At 43.2% G+C, this 22,562-nt stretch carries 16 protein-coding genes; 12 read left to right on the top strand and 4 right to left on the bottom strand.

The features are described 5' to 3' along the window. The first annotated feature begins 76 nt into the window (after positions 1–76). Complete coding sequence (locus V7K41_RS04605; protein WP_334845927.1) at positions 77–2,002, top strand: transglycosylase domain-containing protein; 1,926 nt, start codon at positions 77–79, stop codon at positions 2,000–2,002. 108 nt (positions 2,003–2,110) lie between these two features. Here V7K41_RS04605 and V7K41_RS04600 read toward each other — a convergent pair whose 3' ends face one another. After that, the gene (locus V7K41_RS04600; protein ID WP_104907522.1) at positions 2,111–2,434 is read right to left on the bottom strand and encodes a DUF1825 family protein; all 324 of its coding nucleotides are present in this window, start codon (positions 2,432–2,434) and stop codon (positions 2,111–2,113) included. Positions 2,435–2,560: 126 nt separating this feature from the next. Then, a complete protein-coding gene (locus tag V7K41_RS04595; protein ID WP_334845926.1) occupies positions 2,561–3,493 on the bottom strand; it encodes a J domain-containing protein in 933 nt (310 codons plus the stop codon). A 182-nt stretch (positions 3,494–3,675) separates the two neighbouring features. Here V7K41_RS04595 and V7K41_RS04590 point away from each other — a divergent pair, with 182 nt between their 5' ends. Both V7K41_RS04590 and V7K41_RS04585 read left to right on the top strand, forming a co-directional pair. Beyond that, entirely contained in the window at positions 3,676–4,050 is a 375-nt protein-coding gene (locus tag V7K41_RS04590; protein ID WP_334845925.1) for an NINE protein, read from the top strand. A gap of 14 nt (positions 4,051–4,064) precedes the next feature. Continuing rightward, the gene (locus V7K41_RS04585) at positions 4,065–4,598 is read left to right on the top strand and encodes a ComEA family DNA-binding protein (RefSeq protein ID WP_334845924.1); all 534 of its coding nucleotides are present in this window, start codon (positions 4,065–4,067) and stop codon (positions 4,596–4,598) included. Between the two features lie 77 nt (positions 4,599–4,675). Here V7K41_RS04585 and lepB read toward each other — a convergent pair whose 3' ends face one another. Next, positions 4,676–5,248 carry a signal peptidase I gene (gene lepB, locus V7K41_RS04580; RefSeq protein ID WP_334845923.1) on the bottom strand — a complete coding sequence of 191 codons (573 nt, stop codon included), beginning with the start codon at positions 5,246–5,248 and terminating at the stop codon, positions 4,676–4,678. A 1,605-nt stretch (positions 5,249–6,853) separates the two neighbouring features. Between lepB and V7K41_RS04575 the strand changes: the two genes are divergently transcribed. Continuing rightward, positions 6,854–7,762, top strand: coding sequence for a polysaccharide deacetylase family protein (locus tag V7K41_RS04575; RefSeq protein WP_334845922.1), 909 nt, complete (start codon positions 6,854–6,856; stop codon positions 7,760–7,762). 381 nt (positions 7,763–8,143) lie between these two features. Here the strand turns inward: V7K41_RS04575 and V7K41_RS04570 are convergent, their stop codons facing one another. After that, on the bottom strand, positions 8,144–12,856 hold the full coding sequence (locus tag V7K41_RS04570; RefSeq protein ID WP_334845921.1) for a glutamate synthase-related protein: 4,713 nt from the start codon (positions 12,854–12,856) through the stop codon (positions 8,144–8,146). A gap of 781 nt (positions 12,857–13,637) precedes the next feature. Between V7K41_RS04570 and V7K41_RS04565 the strand changes: the two genes are divergently transcribed. From V7K41_RS04565 to rpsJ, 8 genes are all read left to right on the top strand, one after another. Beyond that, positions 13,638–15,695 carry a phosphodiester glycosidase family protein gene (locus V7K41_RS04565; RefSeq protein ID WP_442943120.1) on the top strand — a complete coding sequence of 686 codons (2,058 nt, stop codon included), beginning with the start codon at positions 13,638–13,640 and terminating at the stop codon, positions 15,693–15,695. Between the two features lie 271 nt (positions 15,696–15,966). Next, positions 15,967–16,386, top strand: coding sequence for a cupin domain-containing protein (locus tag V7K41_RS04560; RefSeq protein WP_104907515.1), 420 nt, complete (start codon positions 15,967–15,969; stop codon positions 16,384–16,386). A 250-nt stretch (positions 16,387–16,636) separates the two neighbouring features. Next, complete coding sequence (locus V7K41_RS04555; RefSeq protein ID WP_334845919.1) at positions 16,637–16,960, top strand: HesB/IscA family protein; 324 nt, start codon at positions 16,637–16,639, stop codon at positions 16,958–16,960. A 132-nt stretch (positions 16,961–17,092) separates the two neighbouring features. Next, positions 17,093–17,476, top strand: coding sequence for a 30S ribosomal protein S12 (gene rpsL / locus V7K41_RS04550; RefSeq protein ID WP_012410236.1), 384 nt, complete (start codon positions 17,093–17,095; stop codon positions 17,474–17,476). Positions 17,477–18,079: 603 nt separating this feature from the next. Beyond that, positions 18,080–18,550: a 30S ribosomal protein S7 gene (rpsG, locus tag V7K41_RS04545; protein ID WP_069070112.1), complete on the top strand. Its 471-nt coding sequence runs from the start codon at positions 18,080–18,082 to the stop codon at positions 18,548–18,550. A gap of 137 nt (positions 18,551–18,687) precedes the next feature. After that, complete coding sequence (fusA, locus tag V7K41_RS04540; RefSeq protein ID WP_334845918.1) at positions 18,688–20,766, top strand: elongation factor G; 2,079 nt, start codon at positions 18,688–18,690, stop codon at positions 20,764–20,766. 23 nt (positions 20,767–20,789) lie between these two features. Further along, entirely contained in the window at positions 20,790–22,019 is a 1,230-nt protein-coding gene (tuf, locus tag V7K41_RS04535) for an elongation factor Tu (protein WP_334845917.1), read from the top strand. Between the two features lie 182 nt (positions 22,020–22,201). Then, positions 22,202–22,519 carry a 30S ribosomal protein S10 gene (gene rpsJ / locus V7K41_RS04530; protein ID WP_008232935.1) on the top strand — a complete coding sequence of 106 codons (318 nt, stop codon included), beginning with the start codon at positions 22,202–22,204 and terminating at the stop codon, positions 22,517–22,519. The last annotated feature ends 43 nt before the right edge of the window (positions 22,520–22,562 follow it).

Genomic DNA, 22,562 nt, shown 5'->3' with positions numbered 1-22,562 from the left:
TAATTGCAAAAAACTAACCGCCTTGCTTCACCCAATCAATTACAGTTAAATTTACAAGTGAGGAAGTGAAATAGCCGTGTCGTCGTCTAGGACTTTTGAAGATAAACAGCCACAGCGTCGGGCTTCATCAGGTTTTGAGTTTTTGAAAGGAGTCGGTCAGGTAACTGGCGGTACTCTCCTCTCAATCACCATGCTGGCAAGTTCCATTGTAGCCGGAGGACTGGTTGGTTTAGCCATCAGTTTCCGTAATTTGCCAGATGTGAGACAGCTACGTAACTTCTTTCCCTCAGAAACGACTTACATTTATGACGTTAAGGGCAAACTCTTAACGAGTATTCACGGGGAAGCCAACCGGGAAGTCGTACCTCTAGACAGAATTTCGCCGAATTTAAAACGGGCAGTGTTGGCAAGTGAAGATAGCCACTTTTACGATCACCACGGTATTAACCCCGTCGGCGTTGGGCGGGCTGTAGTAGTTAACGCAGCAGCAGGCGGAGTCAAAGAGGGTGGCTCTACTGTCACCATGCAATTGGTAAAAAACCTATTTTTGTCTCGCAAGCGTGCTTTTACCCGCAAGTTAGCAGAGGCTGTGCTAGCAATCCGGTTAGAGCAAATTCTCACTAAAGACCAAATATTAGAAATGTACCTCAATCAAGTTTATTGGGGTCATAACAATTATGGTGCACAAACGGCAGCCCGCAGTTACTTTAATAAGTCAGCAGAATATTTAAGCTTGGGTGAGTCAGCAATGATGGCGGGTTTAATCCAAGCCCCAGAAGAATTCAGCCCGTTTGTGAGCATGAAGCTGGCAAAACAGAAACAAAAAGAAGTGCTAGGACGGATGCTGGAATTGAACTGGATCGACCAGTCAGAATACGACAATGCCCTCAAGCAAGAAATCAAACTTGGTAAAATCAAATCCTTTCAAGGTAGTGCCCTACCCTATGTAACCAATACCGTAGCGCAGGAGTTAGCTAAGAAGTTTGGGCGTGAGACACTACTTAAAGGTGGAATGCGGGTGCAAACTACAGTTGATGCCAACTTCCAAATCATGGCGGAGGAAACTGTTAGTAAGTGGCATAAAACACTTTTGGGGCAAGGATTATCTAAAAATCAAATGGCTCTGGTGGCAATTGATCCGCGTACACATTTTATCAAAGCACTGGTGGGTGGTATAGATCCTAAGACGAGTGAGTTCAATCGTGCAACTCAATCTCAACGGCAGCCCGGATCTTCTTTTAAACCATTTGTATACTATACTGCTTTTGCTAGTGGTAAGTATGGGCCAGATTCAACGGTCGTCGATGCCCCAGTTAGCTATCGAGATGGTAACGGTTGGTACTTTCCGAGAAATTATGATGGCGGTTTTAGGGGAGCGATGCCAATCCGCACAGCTTTAGCCCAATCGCGAAATATTCCCGTGATCAAGATTGGTAAGGCTGTGGGGATGAATAGAGTGATCGAAACGTGCCGTACCTTGGGGATTACGAGTCCGATGGAACCTGTGACTTCCTTGCCGCTTGGGGCAATTGGTGTCACTCCTCTGGAAATGGCTAGTGCATACGCTACCTTTGCTAATTATGGCTGGCAATCTCCACCAACTGTAATTGCTCGTGTTACTGATAGTAGTGGTAATGTGTTGTTAGATAGCACCCCTAAACCGCAGCTAGTCCTCGATCCTTGGGCTTCAGCAGCAATTATCGATGTAATGCGATCGGTAATCTCTGAGGGTACAGGTAAAGGTGCTGCTATCGGTCGCCCTGCTGCTGGAAAGACGGGAACAACATCATCAGAAAAGGATATTTGGTTTGTTGGCACTGTACCACAGCTAACAACTGCTGTCTGGGTAGGGAGAGATGACAACAGACAATTAGCTGACCATGCTACAGGTGGTGTTATGGTCGCTCCCATTTGGAAAGATTTTATGGAGAAGGCACTCAAGAACGTACCAGTAGAAAACTTCAAGCCACCTTCGCAGTTTTCTCGTCCCAAGTCACAATAATTTAGTTTTAGATTTTGAATTTTGGATTGCCAATGAATCCAAAATCTGCCTTGGAAAGTTGGAGTGCCGACTACGGGCGATCTGACTTTCCACAAAATCTAACATTGACTAAGGCTGTTTTTCTAGCTCGGCTTTCATCCGTTCTAAAGTAAGGTGCATTTGGTCAAACATTTGTTGTGGGGTGACACCGAACTGACCTAATTGCGTTTTCAGTTGTTCTACTGTCATTTGTGCCATGAAATCTTCTGATAGCTCGAAGCGCTTCATAAAGATGCGATACCGATCCATCATGGCTTCCATTTGCTCAATAAACAGCTTTTTGCCATCCCGGTCAAATTTGCCGTAGCTGTTGCCAAGCTTGATCAGCGCTTGATAATCCTCAAACAGCTGTTTTGCTTCTTGCTGAACTATTTCAGAATCGAAGAATCCCATATTGCTTATATTAAACTGAGTGCCCAGACTCAGTAGCTTAATAGTTTTACTTCTATTTATTATTTTAGTCTAGGGGAGTAATCTAGTCACGAAGCTTCGGTTTTAGTACGGTTTGTTACCGAAATTTCAACACTTGACTTGAGAACGTTTACCCTTGTTAAATCGACTTAATAAAGCCGCAATACTCAGAGCTTTAGCCATTGATTTAGGATTGGTGTTTTCACCCTGTTCAATTTTCAATTTGGTAGCGTATTTTTGAGCTAATGAATCTTGCGGGTTAAGTTTTAAGGCTTGACGGATGTAAACCCTAGCCATCCCGATAAATTTCTGTTTTAGATGTACTAAACCTAATAAGGCATAATATTCGCTGTTATTTGGCTCCAACTTGATGGCATCGCGCAGTTCTTGCACAGCTAGGGGCCAATTAGCTAGCCCGACGTACTCAATCGCTCGCTGGTAGTGACGTTGAGCGTAGTTTGTCAAAACTGGTTTGACATGAGTTTTTTCATTTAATGTCAATTCAACTGGCTTGACTTCTACTTCAGGGATGATGGGAACGGGTTTTTGCGGTAGAAACAGGTCAGGTTTATGCAACTGTAAATAAACTAAATTCAGTATACTAATTTGTTGCGTAACTTGATAAAACTGATGGAGTGATTTGTATTGAGCTTCTGCATAGGAGGCGATCGCTTCTTCATAAAACAATTCTGCTTGGGGTGCAGACATTTCTATAATTTCCTCAGCTATGGCACTTTGCCCACACAAAGCTTGCTGCTGTAATACTCTTGCGTTCGATCGCAGCATAGCTATAGCAATCAAACGCTTGTGTCGATGTTTGAGTTGTTCGTAAGCTGGATTGATTAAATAGCTAAGTATTGCCGTTGCTAATTCTTGGTCTGGATTGCAGCTTTTAGCATAGCGATCGGGATGTAGCAGTTTCGCTAAAGTGTGATAGCGTTTAAAAATCTGGCGATCGTCAGCACTCACAGAAATTCCTAGCACAGCATAAGGATCGTAAAGCTGTTTAAACCATTCTGGGGGTAGGAAGGTCTGTGACATCGTAGTAGTCTAGATCCGTTAAAAACTTAAAATTAGCATCAAAGCTCAATGTACAGTCATGTGAAACTTACTCAAATTTCTTCAAATTGGGGATTGGGAAGATTTAGTTAGGGATGAATTGTTTCTGTGCCTTTTGACTGTCTTATTGTAGAAACTATGGTGTTGGTAGATTTATTAGAAATATGTTCACTAAGCGCAAAAGCCGAAGTATTGCTGCTGTTCTAGCTTTTTCTGGTACGTTGACAATTTCAGGATGGCATAAATTTTATCTAGGACAGCCGGTGTGGGGTATTTTATATTTCTTGCTTTCCTGGACGCCTATACCCAAGGTAGCTAGTGCTATTGAGGGAGTTTGGTATTTAGCCCAAGATGAAGAAGCTTTTGATCGTAATTTTAATCTAGGGAAGTCAGCCCCAAAGAATTTACATCAGGTGAGTAATCAGGTAGGAGCGATCGCTGACGCAATGCGGGAATTAGATGCTCTGCGCCAGGATGGACTGATTTCAGAGTATGAGTTTGAACAAAAGCGCCGCCAATTGCTAGACCAGATTTCTTGAGGTAAGCGACAATCATGAATAACTGGCTACCTTTAAATTCCAGACTGCAAAAACTCCGCGCCAAGCTCCTCAACGATCCCTACTATCGCCTACAATCTGGGGAAGAAATTCAGATAGCGGCTAAATTAGGTATCCGCATTGATGCTAATCAAGCGACTGTAGATGATTGGTTACGCTTACCAGGTTTGTCAATTCACCAAGCGCGATCGCTTGTGGAACTTTCACATTCGGGTGTGAAATTTTACTGTATTGAAGATATCGCTGCGGCTTTGGGTATGCCAGCGCCGCGCCTGGAGCCATTAAAGCCTCTACTGAATTTTATTTACTATGACCACGAATCTTTAGAAAATCATCCGCATTTAATTAACCCGAACACAGCAACCGTTGAAAAATTAGCACAAATTCCATTTATAGATTTGTCTTTGGCGCAAGCAGTGGTGCAAAATCGGCAATCAGCCGGGCCTTACCGTAACCTGGCTGATTTTCAGCGACGGTTAGAGTTAACTGGTGATGCGATCGCCCAGATAATGTATTATTTGAAGTTTTAAGTTAAAAGTTAGAAGTTTTAAAATAACTTCTAACTCTGGAATTTTGGATGGAAAGAAAATCTAAAATCCAAAATTGATTAAATGAACCCAATGCGATCGAGAGGCCAAAAGCGAAACGTTGCCCGACCGATGACATTTTTTCTGGGTAAAAAGCCCCAATAGCGAGAATCATTACTATCGTTGCGATTATCTCCCATGACGAAAAATTCGTCTTCTGGGACTTTCACTGGTCGATATGGCTGATTTGGAGGTTCAGCGATGTAGTCTTCTGCCAAGGGTTGACCGTTGAGGTAGACTTTGCCAGAAGCAACACTAATTACCTCACCCGGCTGGCCAATAACTCGCTTGATGAACGCTTGGTCTTTGGGATATCCTCGACGTTGTAGTTCTGCGGGTGGCTGAAAAACAATAATATCTCCAGTTATCGGAGGGTGAAAATGGTAGGAGATTTTTTCAACTACCAAGCGATCGCCTGTATGTAAGGTGGGTAACATCGAGTCAGAAGGTATATAGCGCGGTTCGGCGATAAAAGTCCTGATTAAGAATGCCAAACACAGTGCGATCGCAATTAAAATCAGATTTTCTTGCCAACTACGCCATACTTTGAACGACGCACGCTCTTCTTTTGCATCACTTTCGTGAGGAATCATAAAAGTTTCTAGCCAGTTTCAGAAGTGAGACAAATACCTTGATTATTTTGACTCAAAAGGTATATTAATAGGAAAACAGGGTTTAGGGTCAACCTATACAGACATTAAATAATACACTTATCCATTTACCAAAGATGAGCAAAAGTGCTGTAAATAAACTATGACTTGTCTAAGGTAATATAAGCTAATAATTAGGATTGCTAAATAGATAATTAAAAATAAAAATTCTAATTGCTGTAATTATAAGGCAAGTTATGAGATAATTCTAAGATTTGTCTATTTATGCAAAAGAAGCTAGTTACAGACTGCTAGAGCGATACAACCAGTAGGTTTTTTCTTTAAACAGAAAATTGGTCGTAGAGTCGCAAAATAGTCTGCCCGATGTTTAACAGTATCTACCTCACTTTACTGAAAAAGGCAGAGAGTAGTTCTGCTGGAGGTTGAGTAGCAAGAAAATATATTTTGATCTGTATTATTAAGTTATATTACATACAATTATTCAAAATGTAAATATATTTTTAAATGCAGAAATCTAGCTTAATAAGCCTTTTTAGTAAAAAATATTACTTTTAAATATTAAATATAGACTTTAATGCTTCAATGGATAGATGTCATCTTATTGTAACTTTAATCACTTGCCTATATGTACGAAATTAATTTCCGTAATTACACGGTGACAGTGCATATTAAACTGTACTATTAATTAAGATATAAACATACTTAATTATCGAGAAAAACATTCATAGACAGAAAGCTACTAGCAATTTCGGCTAAAGTATCAGCATCCGAAAGAGAAGTAAGCTGCTGATAGAATTATTTTTGCTGAATGAGTCAAAGGTGACTAGATATAAAGAATAAATGCCCCTTGGTAATGAGAAACTATATTGAATCAATTTTCGTCTGGTCTATTTCATAGAAAGTACAAGGTAACATTCTGTCAGTTGAAAATTTAACTTTTTCTTAAAAAGGAAACAATGGCAACAGGCAGTAAAATATATCCTATCAAGAATAGAACTAATAGTTTACCAGACTCTTTTTTAAAGACAACCCACCCTTGTAAGTAGTTTTGTATGTTAATCAAACAATTTACTTAAGTTGTAAATTATACAGTTTTACTGTCAGGAAGTCTGGCTAAAAAACTTCAGTCTGCTAAAAGTGCAAATTGTAGGTATGACAGCTTAGTTCATCTTATTTGAAAATCTATAAAACTTGAAAGGATAATGCTGCCTTAGCGGTGAACTGAAAAACAGCAACTAATTCAGAACTCTTATTTAAGAGGATTTTGGGGTGTGGTTAATTATCTGATTGTGTTCCTCTCCTTCTTAGAGCTAGCGGTAAGAATGTGGAAGTGCAGAGCTTACCTTTTATGACTAGGTTGAAATTAAACAGTACCAAGTATTGTATATTCAAGGCTGTCCAAATCTAGAGCATATAGATTTCAGTTAAAGCAATATAGTCTGTCTTATCAATTCTGAATTCTCGTTAGTACCAATTCCAATTTTCATGATTACCAGAAAGCAACTGGTATCTAAATATCTAATAAAAATGTGCTATAACGTACCGTCATAACTGTGGTGATGGTTCGATCTTTGAAGGAGCTTTGAGGTGGAAAACAATAAGTCGTTTCTGTGGCCAGAAGGAATATTAATTGCGCTACTTGCTTTAGGTGGTGTTTTTAGTCTTGCTTTTATGATGCTTCTAAGGCCAAATGCTTCGGATGCTCAGAGTAGATCGAGTATAAATATCAAGGATGTATCTGCAAACGTAGGAACTCAGCAGCGCATTGAGAAATTAAAGGCGACGATGCTTACAAGTTGGCAGCAAGAAGCACAAACAAAAGGTCTAGCCTACCCCATACCATCACGTTTTCAAGGAGAAATCATTAACGCTGCAAAACTCACTCAGGGTGAGAAAGTAATTGCTCTCACCTTTGATGATGGCCCTTGGCCTCAAACCACAGAGCAAGTACTAGATATCCTCAAATTAAATAATATCAAAGGGACGTTTTTTGTCGTCGGGCAGAACCTAAAAAATTATCCAGAGTTAGGAAGACAGATTGTCGCTCAAGGTCACGTTATTGGCAACCATACTTGGCATCACTGGTATCACTTCTTTAATCAACAAGCAGCTGCGTTTGAAATTGATCGCACAACAGACCTAATTTATCAAGTTACAGGTGCGAAAACAAATTTGTTTCGACCGCCTGGGGGCATCCTGCACAATGGATTAGCTGCTTATGCTAAAGGACAAAAGTATACTGTGGTGATTTGGTCGGCTGACTCCACTGACTACAAGTTACCTACTGTACCAAAGTTAATCAATAACGTGATTAAAGATTCAAAACCTGGTGGGATTGTGCTAATGCATGATGGTGGTGGTAATCGTTCGAGAACTGTGCAAGCTTTACCAGTAATTATTAGCAACTTTAAAAAGCAAGGTTATCGCTTTGTAACTATTCCAGAACTTTTAGAAATCGAAGATGCAGACCAAAAGTTGCTTGCTAACAAAAAGTAATAATTATTAATTATAGGTAATTAGTCAATATTAATTAGCTAAAAACTAAAATTCATTGAAAGCGACGGGAAACTCAAGGGAATTGAGTAGGTGGGCGAGGTTGTTCTCCCCGTCGCTTAAAGGTTGTTTGAAAAGTGTTTCGCTGTGACTATAGGCACTTTTAGATCCCCCCTAACCCCCCTTAAAAAGGGGGAAACACGAATCAAAGTCTCCCTTTTTAAGGGAGATTTAGAGGGATCTAAAACTTTTGATACCGACAAGAAGACTTTTCAAACATCCTCTTAGTCCAAACAGGCCAAACAGGGCATTGGTAACTTCTTCCTCATGCCCAAAAACTCCACCCCACTTGCGGGATGGAGTTTTTTATTTGTTGTTAGTCTCTTAATGACTGCTTACTAAACTGAACTCAGTTGTTTTTTTTTCAGGATTGGCTTCTGGACTATCAACTTCAGAAGGCGGAACTAACTGCCAGAATTTCGGCAAAAATTCTTGCCAGTTTTGCAGAATTTTCTTCGCCTTTGGTGAACCAGTGCGTTCTGCATGAATTTGAATTAACTCTTGCAGTTGCTTTGCACCTACTTCTGTAATTACCCGCTGTATTTTGACAATTTCTGGGTTGACTAACTCACGAAATGAGTCGTCTTCATCCAAGAAGTATGCCAGTCCACCAGTCATTCCCGCTGCTACGTTACGTCCTACTTTACCGAGGACGACAATCACACCACCTGTCATGTATTCACAGCAGTGATCCCCAGCGCCTTCAATCACTGCGATGCCTTTGGAGTTTCTCACAGCAAAGCGTTCTCCTGCTAGACCATTGGCAAATAATATGCCACCAGTAGCACCATAGAGGCAGGTATTGCCAACTATCACATTTTGTGATGCGTTATAGGTAGCATCCGTTGGAGGTTTGATGATGATTTCACCACCATGCATACCTTTACCTACATAGTCGTTTGCTTCTCCTTCTAGGCTCAGAATTATCCCTGGGAGGTTGAAAGCACCAAAGCTTTGTCCAACACTACCTGTAAAGTTGAGATTAATTTGTCCTTCAAAGCCACTGTCACCGTACTGGGAAGCGATCGCACCCGCTAATCTTGTGCCCACTGTTCTGTCAGTATTGATAATTGGGTAAGTCTTGGTGACAGTAGACTGATTTCTAATAGCAGTCTGAATTTCGGCATCAGCAAGGAACTTGTCATCCAAAACCACGCCATTGCTGTGAACTTCTTCATGCACCAACCAGCTACGATTGTCTCTGCTATTTGGTAGCTGAAGTAAACAGTCGAGATTCAGCGATCGCGTTTTGGTGAGTTTTGCCTCTTGACGCAGTTTCAACAAATCTGCACGTCCAATGATTTCTGATAAAGAACGGTAGCCAAGTCGTGCTAACAAACTACGCACTTCTTCGGCGATGAAGTAGAAGAAGTTGACAACCTGTTCCGGCATTCCCGTAAACCGCTTGCGGAGTTCTTCTTTTTGAGTAGCAACACCCACAGGACAGGTATTCATGTGGCAAACTCGCGCCATAATACAGCCTTCAGCAATCATGGCGATGGAGCCGAAACCGAATTCTTCACCGCCCATCAATGCACCTATTACCACATCCCAGCCACTCTTGAGTCCGCCGTCTACGCGCAAAATCACGCGATCGCGCAGACTATTTTCCATCAAAACGCGATGCACTTCACTTAAACCCAATTCCCACGGTGAACCAGCGTGTTTAATGGAACTTAGTGGCGATGCACCTGTACCACCATCATGCCCAGAAATCTGGATAATATCAGCGTTTGCCTTGGCTACACCAGCCGCGATCGTACCAATGCCAACTTCTGCAACTAGCTTCACCGACACCTTTGCTTTCGGATTTATTTGGTGCAGATCAAAAATTAGTTGTGCTAGGTCTTCAATAGAATAAATATCGTGGTGCGGTGGTGGCGATATCAGCGTTACACCTGGTTTGGAGCGCCTTAACATCGCAATGTATTGGCTCACCTTGGGCCCTGGCAGTTGTCCACCTTCCCCAGGCTTGGCACCTTGGGCAATTTTGATTTCAATTTGTTTGGCGTTAACTAGGTATTCTGGCGTCACACCAAAACGTCCCGATGCAACTTGCTTGATCGCACTATAAGCTCGATCGCCATTTCGCAATCCTTTTAAATGGGGTAGGGTTGGCGAGTAACCAGACTCGTCTACATCATCTAGAACTGTGTAGCGAACTGGGTCTTCGCCACCTTCTCCAGAATTTGATTTACCACCAATCCGGTTCATGGCGATCGCTAAAGTTTCATGGGCTTCTCTTGACAAAGCGCCTAAAGACATACCACCTGTGCAGAAGCGCTTGACAATCTCATATACTGACTCGACTTCTTCTAGAGGAACCGACGGGCGATCGCCTTGGAAATCCAGCAAGTCCCGCAAGGCTGTTACTGGTCTGCCTTGGAGGTGCTTTTTATAAACTTCGTAGTGGTCGTAGTTTTTACCATCTAGAGCCTTATGCAGCGCCTTAACCATTTCTGGGCTATTCATGTGGTACTCGCCGCCAGGACGGTACTGCACAAAGCCCAGGTTTTCTAACTTCTTGGTCGTTAGTTCTGGGAAAGCTTTGACGTGGAAGGAAAGCACTTCATCAGCGAGTTCGGTAACACTCAAACCACCGATGCGGGAAGTCGTACCACAAAATCCCAGTTCGATTAAATCTCCACCAATGCCAATCGCTTCAAAGATTTGGGCTGCTTGATAGCTGGAGAGCAGAGAAATTCCCATCTTGGAGAGAATTTTTAGTAGTCCTGACTCTACTGCTTTGCGATAATTTCCTAAAGCTTGTTCTAGGGTGAGGGTGGGAATTTTTTGTACCCCCATTAACTTTTGAGTTTTGGGATCGGACCACCAATCACGCACCGTATCTAAAGCCATATACGGGCAAACTGCACCAGCTCCGTAGCCAATGAGACAAGCAAAGTGATGGGTACTCCAGCATTGAGCAGTATTCACAATCAGGGATGTTTTCATTCGCAACCCCTCACGAATCAGATGGTGATGCACAGCGCCCACTGCTAACAGGGGGGGAATGTAGGTGTATTCCGTGCTGATACCCGCATCCAGAGAGCTTGAGGGGATCTGGTCGCTTAATATTAAAATCTTTGCACCTGCGCGGACTGATTCAGCGGCTTGTGCTTGTAAAGATTGGACTGCGGATTTTAATCCTTCTGGGCCGGTGGCGATCGCAAACAGGGTTGACAACTCAGCGGTGGCAAATCCTGACAGCTTAATTGCCTCTAATTCAGCATCCGTCAACACTGGCGATTCGAGTTTTAATCTGCGAGCATATTCTGGCTTGGGTTCTAATAAGTTACCCCGTTCACCCAATTCGACTTTCAGAGACATCACTAGCTTTTCCCGCAGGGGGTCGATCGCCGGGTTAGTCACCTGAGCAAAGCGCTGTTTGAAATAGTCATAAAGCAGGTGAGGCTTTTGTGATAGCACCGCTAAGGGAATATCATCACCCATGCAGAAAGTCGGCTCAGAACCTGCGATCGCCATTGGATGAATCACCATTTCCACATCTTCTGTGGTGTAGCCAAAGGCAGTTTGACGCTGAAGCAAGGTTTGCTTATCAATTTTGTCACTTGGACTATGCCCGTTACCATTTTCAGCAGCCAAATGTCCATTTCCATTCACATTTGACGATTGACTACTGACAATTTCTTTGAGTTCTTGACGGTACTGTTGCAACCATTCCCCGTAAGGGTGCTGCTTGGCGATGCGCCCCTTTATATCCCAATTCTTCAGCACTTCATGATTTTCTAAATCCACAGCAATCATTTGCCCTGGGCCGAGTCTACCTTTCTCGACAATATCGGCTTCTGGGAAGTCCACCACACCAGCTTCCGAAGCTACAACAATGTAGTCATCTTTGGTGATCGCGTAACGAGCGGGTCTTAAACCATTACGATCTAGTGTTGCACCAACTTTTTTGCCATCGCTGAATACTAAAAGTGCTGGCCCGTCCCACGCTTCTTGCAAACCACTGTAATATTCGTAGAAATCAACAATTTCTGGAAATTTATGTAAAGAAGGCTGATTTTGGTAAGCCTCTGGAACCATAATCATTAAGGCTTCCAAGGGGCTGCGTCCAGAGCAAACCAGTAATTCCACTACGTTGTCTAGGGTGGCTGAGTCACTGTTATCAATATGAACTAATGGCTTGAGTTCCTCGATGCGATCGTTCCATACAGGATGATTTAGGCTAGCTTCTCGTGCCATCATCCAGTTGATGTTACCCAATAAGGTATTGATTTCGCCGTTGTGACCTAAAAACCGCATCGGTTGGGCTAGAGGCCATTTGGGCATCGTATTCGTACTAAAACGGCGGTGATAGACAGCAAAGGCGCTTTTGTAAGCTGGATTTTTTAAATCGTCATAAAAGTTGCCCAAAACGGCGGAACGCACCATACCTTTGTAGACAATTGTGCGACTTGACAACGAGCAGATATAAAATTCTTCTGAGATATTGGTTGCAGCTTTACTAATTCGGCGGCGGGTAATGTACAATTGGCGTTCCAATTCATCACCGCTTTTGTCAACAGAAGCTAACAAAACTTGTTCAATCTGGGGTTGATTTTCTCTTGCTTGTACTCCCAGCAAATCAGGTTGCACTGGCACTACTCGCCAACCCAGTACAATCAATTTTTCTTCAGTAGCTACTTGCTCAACTGTTGCTCTAGCTTTTTGTGCAGCTTGTTGGTCTTGTGGTAGAAATATCATCCCCACAGCTATATTATTGGTGGATGGAAATTCCTTCTCTCTTTTAGCAAAGTCTTGTTGGAACAACTCCCAAGGTATTGCTGTCAATACTCCAGCACCATCACCAGAGTCTCGATCGGCGCTACAACCTCCCCGATGTTCTAAGCAGGTTAAAGCAGCTAAGGCTTTTTCGACAATTTCGTGGCTGGTATGATTCTGGCGATGAACAATAAAACCTACACCACAGGCATCTCGTTCTTCTACTAACCACTTTTGCCCCTGATAGGTATCTCTTGAGTTGATATCCGCTGTGATTTTCTGGCCTTGATTCATCGGTTTATTATTCATACCCTGTTCCTGAAGTATTGAGTTACCAATTTTGCCACTACATTGTGGAAAAAAATTTCTAATTTCAGCGATGGAAAAATATATAAGCACCGAAATTTAGGGAAAAAAAATTTTAACTTCGGTTTTACTTTATCAGTTCCCCCGTGTTAAAATGATTACGTATTTTTTATGTGTTTATGCGGTGTTAGACAAGTTACCTCCGCCAAGACATTATTTTTGCCCTGACAGTTTCTTTTTTATATTTTGAAGTTAAGTATTTTCTCAATCCCTTTTTTTTCCAGATGCACACTAGCTACTTACCGAGCCGATTTTTTTGGCTCACCTGAAACAAAACTAAAACTAAACGCTGTACTATGTTTTAAAGCCAAAATCATCCCGATCCACCAATAAAATCAGCGTATTACAATATATACCCATTTGACAATTCCCAAATATTTTTGTTGTCTAGAATTTTGCCGCTTCCCAGTTGCCGCATGTATTACTATTAACTAGACATTACTGAAGTAATCATATTAGCAACCTTCAGCTAGGATTAAATATCTTAATCCAGTTTTGATAACCAAAACTACCGTATATGGTGTGGTTAAAATTAGTGGGAGTTAAAACACTTGATTGCAGTGGCTTTAGCGTCTAAATAAATTAATGTGTGTTTAAAAGAGATAAATAGCCAACATATAGATTACCATATTTATTCAAAAATAAAGTCATGCTTTCTTTATATTTTCAAATAATTGCTTAGTTTATACCTTGGGTGATAGTTTTCAAAAGTACCTAGTAAATTATGGTAAAAATGCCGAATTGTTGCCAATCAGGGATTAGCGATGGCGAAGTCAACGCCAAGGGCGAACGCAAATTTTTTCTGGCTACTGTGTCACCAATACTTTTGACAGTACTGTGCTTAATTACTACCCATCCTCTCAACGCCCAAGAGTCCTTAAAAACCACCAAATCAACACCCAAGTTAATCTCACAGTCACCTGCATCTCCTTTAACAGGCGCGGCATTTTCTGGTAATCAAATTTCCCTCAATGGTCGTACTTTACCAGGAACTTGGTTGCAGCAAGCTGGAAAATCTGGTCAGGTGACAACTCATCTCAGTGACGGGGCATTCAGGCAATTAATTGGAGTAAATTTCTTAAACAATAGTAATTCAGCGAGGCAACCAATACAGTGGTTTTCGCCGATAACAACGCCACAAGTTTTAGCCGCCAGCCTAGTAGGAGCATATCGCTATCTGGATATTACTAATTTTGCTCGAACATCAGGATGGCAAATCCAAGCTAATGGCAACACCTTGGAAATTGCTACCCCAAAAGCACAAGTCACAAATATTGTTCAGAGTCAGCAACCTCCAGAAGCAAGTATCCCTTTGCAACAGACTCGGATTCTTGTCAATTTAGATCGTTCAACTCCCTGGCAAGTTGCACAAGGGTCAGCGATCGCCAAACCGCAAACTCCATCTTCCGATCCAGATACGCCAACTCCCAAATCCACTGTACCGCCAAATAGACAGTGGACAATTACCCTGGATGGAATAGCTGACCCTGTTTTGATAGAACGCTATACTCCCCAGCCACCAGCAGCACCACCAACATTGCTGCCAAACCTGCTCAAACAATTATCACCAGCGACACCAACACAACCAATAGTACCAGCCCCTGAACCACTGATTCAAAAAGTGGAGGTGGTGAAAAACCAAACGATTATTAGTCTGAGCGTTCCCTTTGGTCTATCGCCTCAAGTTAGTACTGTCGCTAACCCCAATCGCCTGATTATTGATATTCGACCCGATCCTCTAGAAGAACGAGATATTACTTGGGCCCCAGGATTGCGCTGGCGACAGCATTATGTCAACTTAGGCACAGAACGCTTTCCTGTAGTCTGGTTAGAAGTTAATCCCCGCAAATTTGGGCTAATGTTGAAACCGATGTGGGCTAGTCCTGATGGACTTGCAGGTACTGCTCCTTTAATTCAAACAGCACAACGTTACTTAGCAGTAGCTGGAATTAATGGTGGTTATTTTAACCGCAATAACAAATTGCCCTTGGGTGCAATTCGTCGGGATAGTCAGTGGTTATCAGGCCCAATTCTTAACCGGGGTGCGATCGCTTGGAATGATTCAGGCCAATTTTACTTCGGTCGTCTTACTTTAGAAGAAACTTTAATTACAGCAAATGACCAGCGCCTACCAATTTTGTTTCTCAACAGCGGTTACATTCAAAGTGGCATTGCTCGTTACACCTCAGCTTGGGGATCAACTTACACACCCCTGACTGATAACGAAATTATCTTAGTAGTACAGAAAGACCAAATTACTAATCAGTTACCAGGCGGCAAAGTTGGTGCGACAGCGGTTCCAATTCCCCAAGATGGCTACCTGCTAACTTTACGCGCTAACGCTGCTAGTGCTGCCTCACAACTACCTATTGGAAGCGCAGTAAGTATTTCCAGCGCTACTACTCCAGCCGATTTTAGTCGTTATCCCCAGATTATTGGTGCTGGGCCGCTATTAGTCCAAAATCGTCAAATTGTCCTTGATGCCAAAGGCGAAAAATTCAGCAATGCCTTTATTGCTGAAAAGGCTATTCGTAGCGGTATTTGCACAACGGCAACAGGCACAGTGATGATTACTGCCACACATAATCGTGCCGGCGGTTATGGCCCTAATTTGGCAGAACACGCCCAATTGATGCAACTCATGGGCTGTGTGGATGCCCTAAATTTGGACGGCGGTAGTTCTACCAGCCTTTATTTGGGAGGGCAACTACTCGATCGCTCGCCCAGTACCGCTGCTCGTGTTCATAACGGAATTGGTATTTTCCTGCAACCACGAAAATGAGGGGAATAGGGAAAAAACTCAATTACCAGTCCCCAATCCCCAATCCCCACTCACTTTTTAAAGTTTAGAACAAGCTGTCATTTAGCTTGATGAAGACTTGGTGTAGACATCAGAGTTTTAGTAGTGATGGTTTACACCATAAGGTTTGATTTTGCTATGTTTATCAAAGTGCGACAAAATTGCTGATTTTCAAGGTTGCAAGATAGCGCCAGATTTTTTTATCAATAATTAAGAGTACCAACGGTTTGTTATGTCTTCAAATGAGGTAACTATGGCTCGATATCAAGAAACTACACAGACTGAAACTCTACACCTTCCTCCAAATATAACTTCCAGAGGCGTTGCTGCAACTGAATTACGTCCTTGGGGTGCTTTTACAGTTTTGGAAGAAGGGCGCGGATACAAAATTAAGCGCATCGAAGTTAAGCCAGGACACCGCCTCAGTCTACAAATGCACCATCACCGCAGCGAACATTGGATTGTCGTCTCTGGTACAGCTAGAGTAGTTTGTGGCGAAAAAGAAGTCTTACTGAGTAATAATGAGTCAACCTATGTACCTCAATGTACATCTCATCGTTTAGAGAATCCAGGCGTGATCCCCTTGGTGTTGATTGAAGTCCAAAATGGCGAATACTTAGGAGAGGATGATATTATCCGCTACCAAGATGACTATGCCCGTACCAAAGATTAAAACTAAAAGAATGCTATTAAAGCTCTAATTCCAAAGCTGGATACATTTTTATGTAAACCGTCTTTGTAAACGAACTATTGCACCCCAGAAGTCCCTACCTTGTTAAGGTGGGGACTGAAGCATATTAGTGTTATAAATGTAGTAATAGCGATCGCGCTCATACCTTTGGTGATTTGGAATTTTGCACAAGCAAAGGTCAACCCATCTGTAAAATGGAAGATGGGGTATTCAATTGCAAAAAACGAGTTCCATGATTCATCTGAGTCAAGCAGCCATAAGTGAGATTGGGCGAATTAAGTCCAAGCAGCCAAATGTCTTATTTCGATTGGCAGTAAAACCAGGTGGTTGTTCTGGATTCTTTTATGATATGTCCTTCGATGAAGCAATAAAAGTTGGCGACCAGGTTTTCGAGTTGGATGAGATTCAAGTAGTCATCGATGCCACAAGCTTAAATTACCTCAACGGTTTGAGGGTGGATTATTCAGAAGACTTAATGGGTGGTGGTTTTCGCTTCCACAATCCCCAGGCGATCGCTACCTGTGGTTGTGGCAACTCCTTCTCCTTGAGTCATTAGTGATTGAGCATTAGTCAAAAAACAGATGTTCAATTACTAAGGAAAAACAACAATTGACATAAAGCCGTAAAAAAAGATATAATCAGGATTTGTTAAAACTTAGACCATAAGCAGCTTTACGCGCTGTAACTCATGCCAACAATACAGCAGCTAATACGAAATGAGCGCGAACAAGCGCGTCAGAAAACCAAGTCCCCTGCTCTGAAACAATGTCCCCAACGTCGGGGAGTTTGTACCAGAGTATACACGACCACACCAAAAAAGCCTAACTCAGCCCTACGCAAAGTAGCAAGAGTCAGACTTACCTCTGGATTTGAAGTCACAGCTTACATTCCAGGCATTGGTCACAACTTACAAGAACACTCAGTTGTGATGATTCGTGGTGGTCGAGTTAAGGATCTACCAGGCGTGAGATACCACATTATCCGTGGCACCCTAGATACAGCCGGAGTCAAAGACCGCAAGCAAGGCCGTTCCAAGTATGGAACCAAGCGTCCCAAAGAAGCGAAAAAATAGGATTAGACGATTAATCGCATCCAACTCGATTAATCGTCTACCTTGAAAGCGTTAGAGGGCAAAAAAGGATCGCCGTCTGTGTTCTAACAGTAGTCATAAAGGCTGCTAAAGTCTGTTTGAAAAAATCAAGCAAGCTACATCTACACTAAGCGAGCAAGTGTAGAAGTTCTGAGGAGAATGCTGTAATATACAGCGAGTTTCTCATCTGAACATTAAAGTTTATAATCTTGTGTCTTGAGTATTTAGTTGCAGGTAGCAAGTCAATGAATTTTAGATTTTAGGTTTGCGATCGCGTAGCTTTAGCGATTTATCGAGCATTTTTTGGATTGGTCGAACCCACAAGGGAATGAGGTTTATAGATTTTTGATTTGTTCAGATCCTTGTAGTCAGAACATATACCGAAAACTTTTAATCCAAAATTCGGTGTTGCGCTGGAAGGGCAACAAAAGGTGCGACCAAAATCCAAAATTGCCAGTTAAGAAGTCAGCCTTGCTGCAACGGTCGAAAAAATTGAGGAAGTCTGAGGGTTGGGTTCTACCGCTTTTAGTTTCCGGTGTCTGATAGCATATAATTTCGTTGCCAATTCCGAATTAAAGGTGAAGTATGTCTCGTCGTGGTGTTATTCAAAGGCGCCCAGTTCCGTCTGACTCCGTATATAACAGTCGCCTTGTGAGCATGATTATCAGACGGATCATGCGTCATGGCAAAAAATCACTTGCCGCACGCATTGTTTACGATGCATTAAAAACTATTGAAGAACGCACTGGTGCTGGTGCATTAGAAACCTTTGAAAGAGCAGTGCGAAATGCCACGCCTTTAGTAGAAGTAAAAGCTCGGCGAGTTGGTGGAGCAACCTACCAAGTACCAATGGAAGTGCGTACAGAACGGGGCACTACCCTAGCACTGCGTTGGTTAGTGCAATATTCCCGGTCTAGACCAGGGCGGACAATGGCAAGCAAATTGGCAAATGAGTTAATGGATGCTGCCAACGAAACTGGCAATGCTATTCGGAAACGCGAAGAAACGCACCGGATGGCGGAAGCTAACAAAGCATTTGCCCACTATCGTTATTAAGTAAAAAAGCGATATATCAACTTGCCGAAGCGGTATATCGTGGATTTACAAAAAAAGACGGTTTTCCGTAAAAGTATAGAATCTTAACAAAGAGTAATATACAAGATATCATGAGGCAAAAACTATAGGAGGTAGCTGTGGCACGCACGATCCCGCTAGAGAAAGTACGCAACATTGGTATTGCGGCGCATATAGATGCGGGCAAAACAACAACAACAGAGAGAATATTATTTTACTCTGGGATAATTCATAAAATTGGCGAAGTTCATGAAGGAACTGCCGTCACAGACTGGATGGAACAGGAGCGGGAGCGGGGAATTACCATTACTGCTGCTGCGATCAGTACCAGTTGGAAAGATCATCAAATTAACATTATCGATACTCCGGGCCACGTAGACTTCACAATTGAAGTTGAGCGTTCCATGCGCGTGTTGGATGGTGTAATCGCAGTATTTTGTTCTGTGGGCGGCGTGCAACCGCAGTCTGAGACAGTGTGGCGTCAAGCAGAACGCTACAAAGTTCCTCGGATAGCCTTTATCAACAAGATGGATCGCACCGGAGCGAACTTTTATAAAGTTCACGAGCAAATTCGTGATCGCCTGCGGGCAAATGCGATCGCTATTCAATTACCAATCGGTAGTGAAAACGACTTCCAAGGTATCGTTGACCTAGTACGGATGCGCGCGTATATTTACGCAAATGACCAAGGAACTGATATCCAGGAAACTGATATCCCGGAAGCATTGCAAGCGCAGGTAGACGAATTCCGCACCAAGCTAATAGAAGCCGCGGCAGAAACAGATGATGCTCTGATGACTAAGTACTTCGAGGGCGAAGAACTTACAGAACAGGAAGTTCGGACTGCCCTGCGTAAAGGGACAATTGCGGGGACAATTGTACCAGTACTTTGCGGCTCGGCATTCAAAAACAAAGGCGTACAGTTGATGCTGGATGCCGTTGTTGATTACCTGCCAGCGCCAAGTGAAGTACCACCAATTCAAGGCTTACTGCCGAATGGCGATACTGTTGAGCGGCGGGCTGATGACAACGAACCCCTAGCAGCTCTTGCATTCAAGATTATGGCTGACCCTTATGGTCGCCTGACATTTGTTCGCGTTTATTCTGGTGTCCTGAAAAAGGGCAGCTACGTTCTCAACGCTAGTAAGAATAAAAAAGAACGGATTTCCCGCTTAGTTCTAATGAAGGCAGACGATCGGCAAGATGTCGATGAACTGCGAGCGGGTGATTTGGGAGCAGCTTTGGGATTGAAAGACACCTTGACAGGTGACACGCTCTGTGATGATGGCTCGCCAGTAATTCTGGAATCCCTATTCATTCCTGAGCCTGTAATCTCGGTAGCGGTTGAACCCAAAACCAAGAACGACATGGACAAGCTGTCCAAGGCTCTGCAATCTCTCTCAGAAGAAGACCCCACCTTCCGTGTCCGCGTCGATCCGGAAACAAACCAAACCGTGATCGCAGGGATGGGAGAGCTACACCTAGAAATTCTAGTAGACCGGATGTTACGAGAATTCAAGGTGGAAGCGAATGTAGGTGCGCCGCAAGTAGCTTACCGGGAAACAATTCGGAAAGCTGTGAGCAAAATTGAAGGCAAATTCATCCGCCAAAGTGGTGGTAAAGGTCAATACGGTCACGTTGTGATCAATTTGGAGCCTGGAGACCCCGGTACTGGCTTTGAATTCGTTTCCAAAATTGCCGGTGGTTCAGTACCGAAAGAGTACGTTGGCCCCGCAGAACAAGGAATGAAAGAAAGCTGCGAATCCGGTGTTCTAGCTGGATATCCATTAATTGACGTTAAAGCAACGCTAATTGATGGGTCATACCACGATGTGGACTCTTCGGAAATGGCTTTCAAAATCGCTGGTTCAATGGCGATGAAAGAGGCTGTGCTGAAAGCTTCACCCGTCCTCTTAGAGCCTATGATGAAAGTTGAGGTTGAAGTTCCTGAAGACTATATCGGGAACGTCATTGGCGACCTCATCGCCCGCCGAGGGCAAATTGAAAGTCAAAGCACCGAACAGGGACTTGCTAAGGTCGCATCCAAAGTTCCACTGGCGACCATGTTTGGCTACGCCACTGATATCCGGTCAAAGACGCAAGGTCGGGGTATCTTCACGATGGAGTTCAGCCACTACGAAGAGGTGCCTCGCAGCGTAGCTGAAACTATCATTGCAAAAAGCAAAGGGAACGCTTAGTTAAAATAAGGAAATGAGCATTCATGGCACGCGCAAAGTTTGAAAGGAATAAACCCCACATCAATATCGGTACAGTTGGCCACGTTGACCACGGTAAAACTACCTTGACAGCAGCCATCACCATGACCTTGGCTGCTATGGGTCAGGCTATAGCTAAAGGCTACGACCAAATTGATAATGCACCAGAAGAAAAGGCACGGGGTATTACCATCAATACCGCTCACGTAGAGTATGAAACCGCAAGTCGGCACTATGCTCACGTAGACTGTCCAGGACACGCTGACTATGTGAAGAACATGATCACTGGTGCTGCACAGATGGACGGAGGTATCCTCGTAGTTGCTGCTACCGATGGTCCTATGCCCCAAACCCGCGAACACATTCTGTTGGCAAAACAGGTTGGCGTTCCCAGTCTGGTTGTCTTCTTGAACAAAGAAGACTTGATGGATGACCCAGAACTCTTGGAACTAGTGGAACTAGAACTGAGAGAACTGTTAAGCAGCTATGATTTCCCTGGCGATGATATCCCTATTATCAAAGGCTCTGGTCTGCAAGCTCTGGAAGCAATGACCAAGAATCCCAAGACCCAACGAGGAGAAAATCCTTGGGTAGACAAAATCTATGAACTGATGGATGCTGTAGATTCTTACATTCCCACTCCTGAGCGGGATGTTGATAAACCCTTCCTGATGGCTGTAGAAGACGTGTTCTCAATCACAGGTCGTGGTACTGTAGCCACTGGTCGGATTGAACGGGGTGTAGTCAAAGTTGGCGATAACGTTGAACTAGTGGGTATCAGAGATACTCGCGCTACTACCGTAACTGGGATTGAAATGTTCAAGAAGAGTCTTGACCAAGGTATGGCTGGAGATAACGCTGGTGTACTACTCCGGGGTATCCAGAAGGCTGATATTGAACGGGGTATGGTAATTGCCAAACCAGGTTCAATTAAACCTCATAATGAATTTGAAGGTGAAGTGTACGTCCTAACAGAAAAAGAAGGTGGTCGTAAGACTCCATTTTTCGCTGGCTACCGTCCCCAGTTCTACGTGCGGACAACCGATGTAACTGGTACTATCAAAGCCTACACTTCCGATGAAGGCAAAGAAGTAGAAATGGTGATGCCAGGCGATCGCATCAAGATGACAGTAGAATTGATCAATGCGATCGCGATTGAACAAGGAATGCGCTTCGCTATCCGCGAAGGTGGTCGCACCATCGGTGCTGGTGTCGTCTCCAAAATTATCAAGTAGCACCTTTTTGCTCATAACAAAGGAGCGGAGATGGTATGTATTTTGCCTCTCTGCTCCTTTCTGTTCCTCTATAAATAAGGTAATAGGTTACAGGGGACAGGTAATAGTTTTCTGTAACCTTTACCCTGTAACCTTTAACCTGTAAATACTTCCCTAATTACGCAGAACCTGGAAAATTAAAGATGGCAACTCTACAGCAGCAGAAGATTAGAATTCGCTTACAAGCCTTTGACAGGCGCTTATTAGATACATCTTGCGAGAAGATTGTAGACACAGCTAACCGCACCAACGCTACAGCCATAGGCCCAATTCCTTTACCAACAAAACGCCGGATCTATTGTGTGCTGCGATCGCCTCACGTAGATAAAGATTCACGGGAGCACTTTGAAACCCGTACTCATCGCCGGATTATTGACATTTACCAGCCCTCTTCTAAGACTATTGATGCTCTGATGAAATTGGATCTACCATCGGGTGTAGATATTGAAGTCAAACTTTAATTTAGTCATTAGTCATTGGTCATTTGTCATTAGCAAAGGACAA

It is taken from the genome of Nostoc sp., from assembly GCF_036917415.1.
Taxonomy (GTDB): domain Bacteria; phylum Cyanobacteriota; class Cyanobacteriia; order Cyanobacteriales; family Nostocaceae; genus Nostoc.
This window is presented reverse-complemented; position numbering and strand designations above follow the sequence as displayed.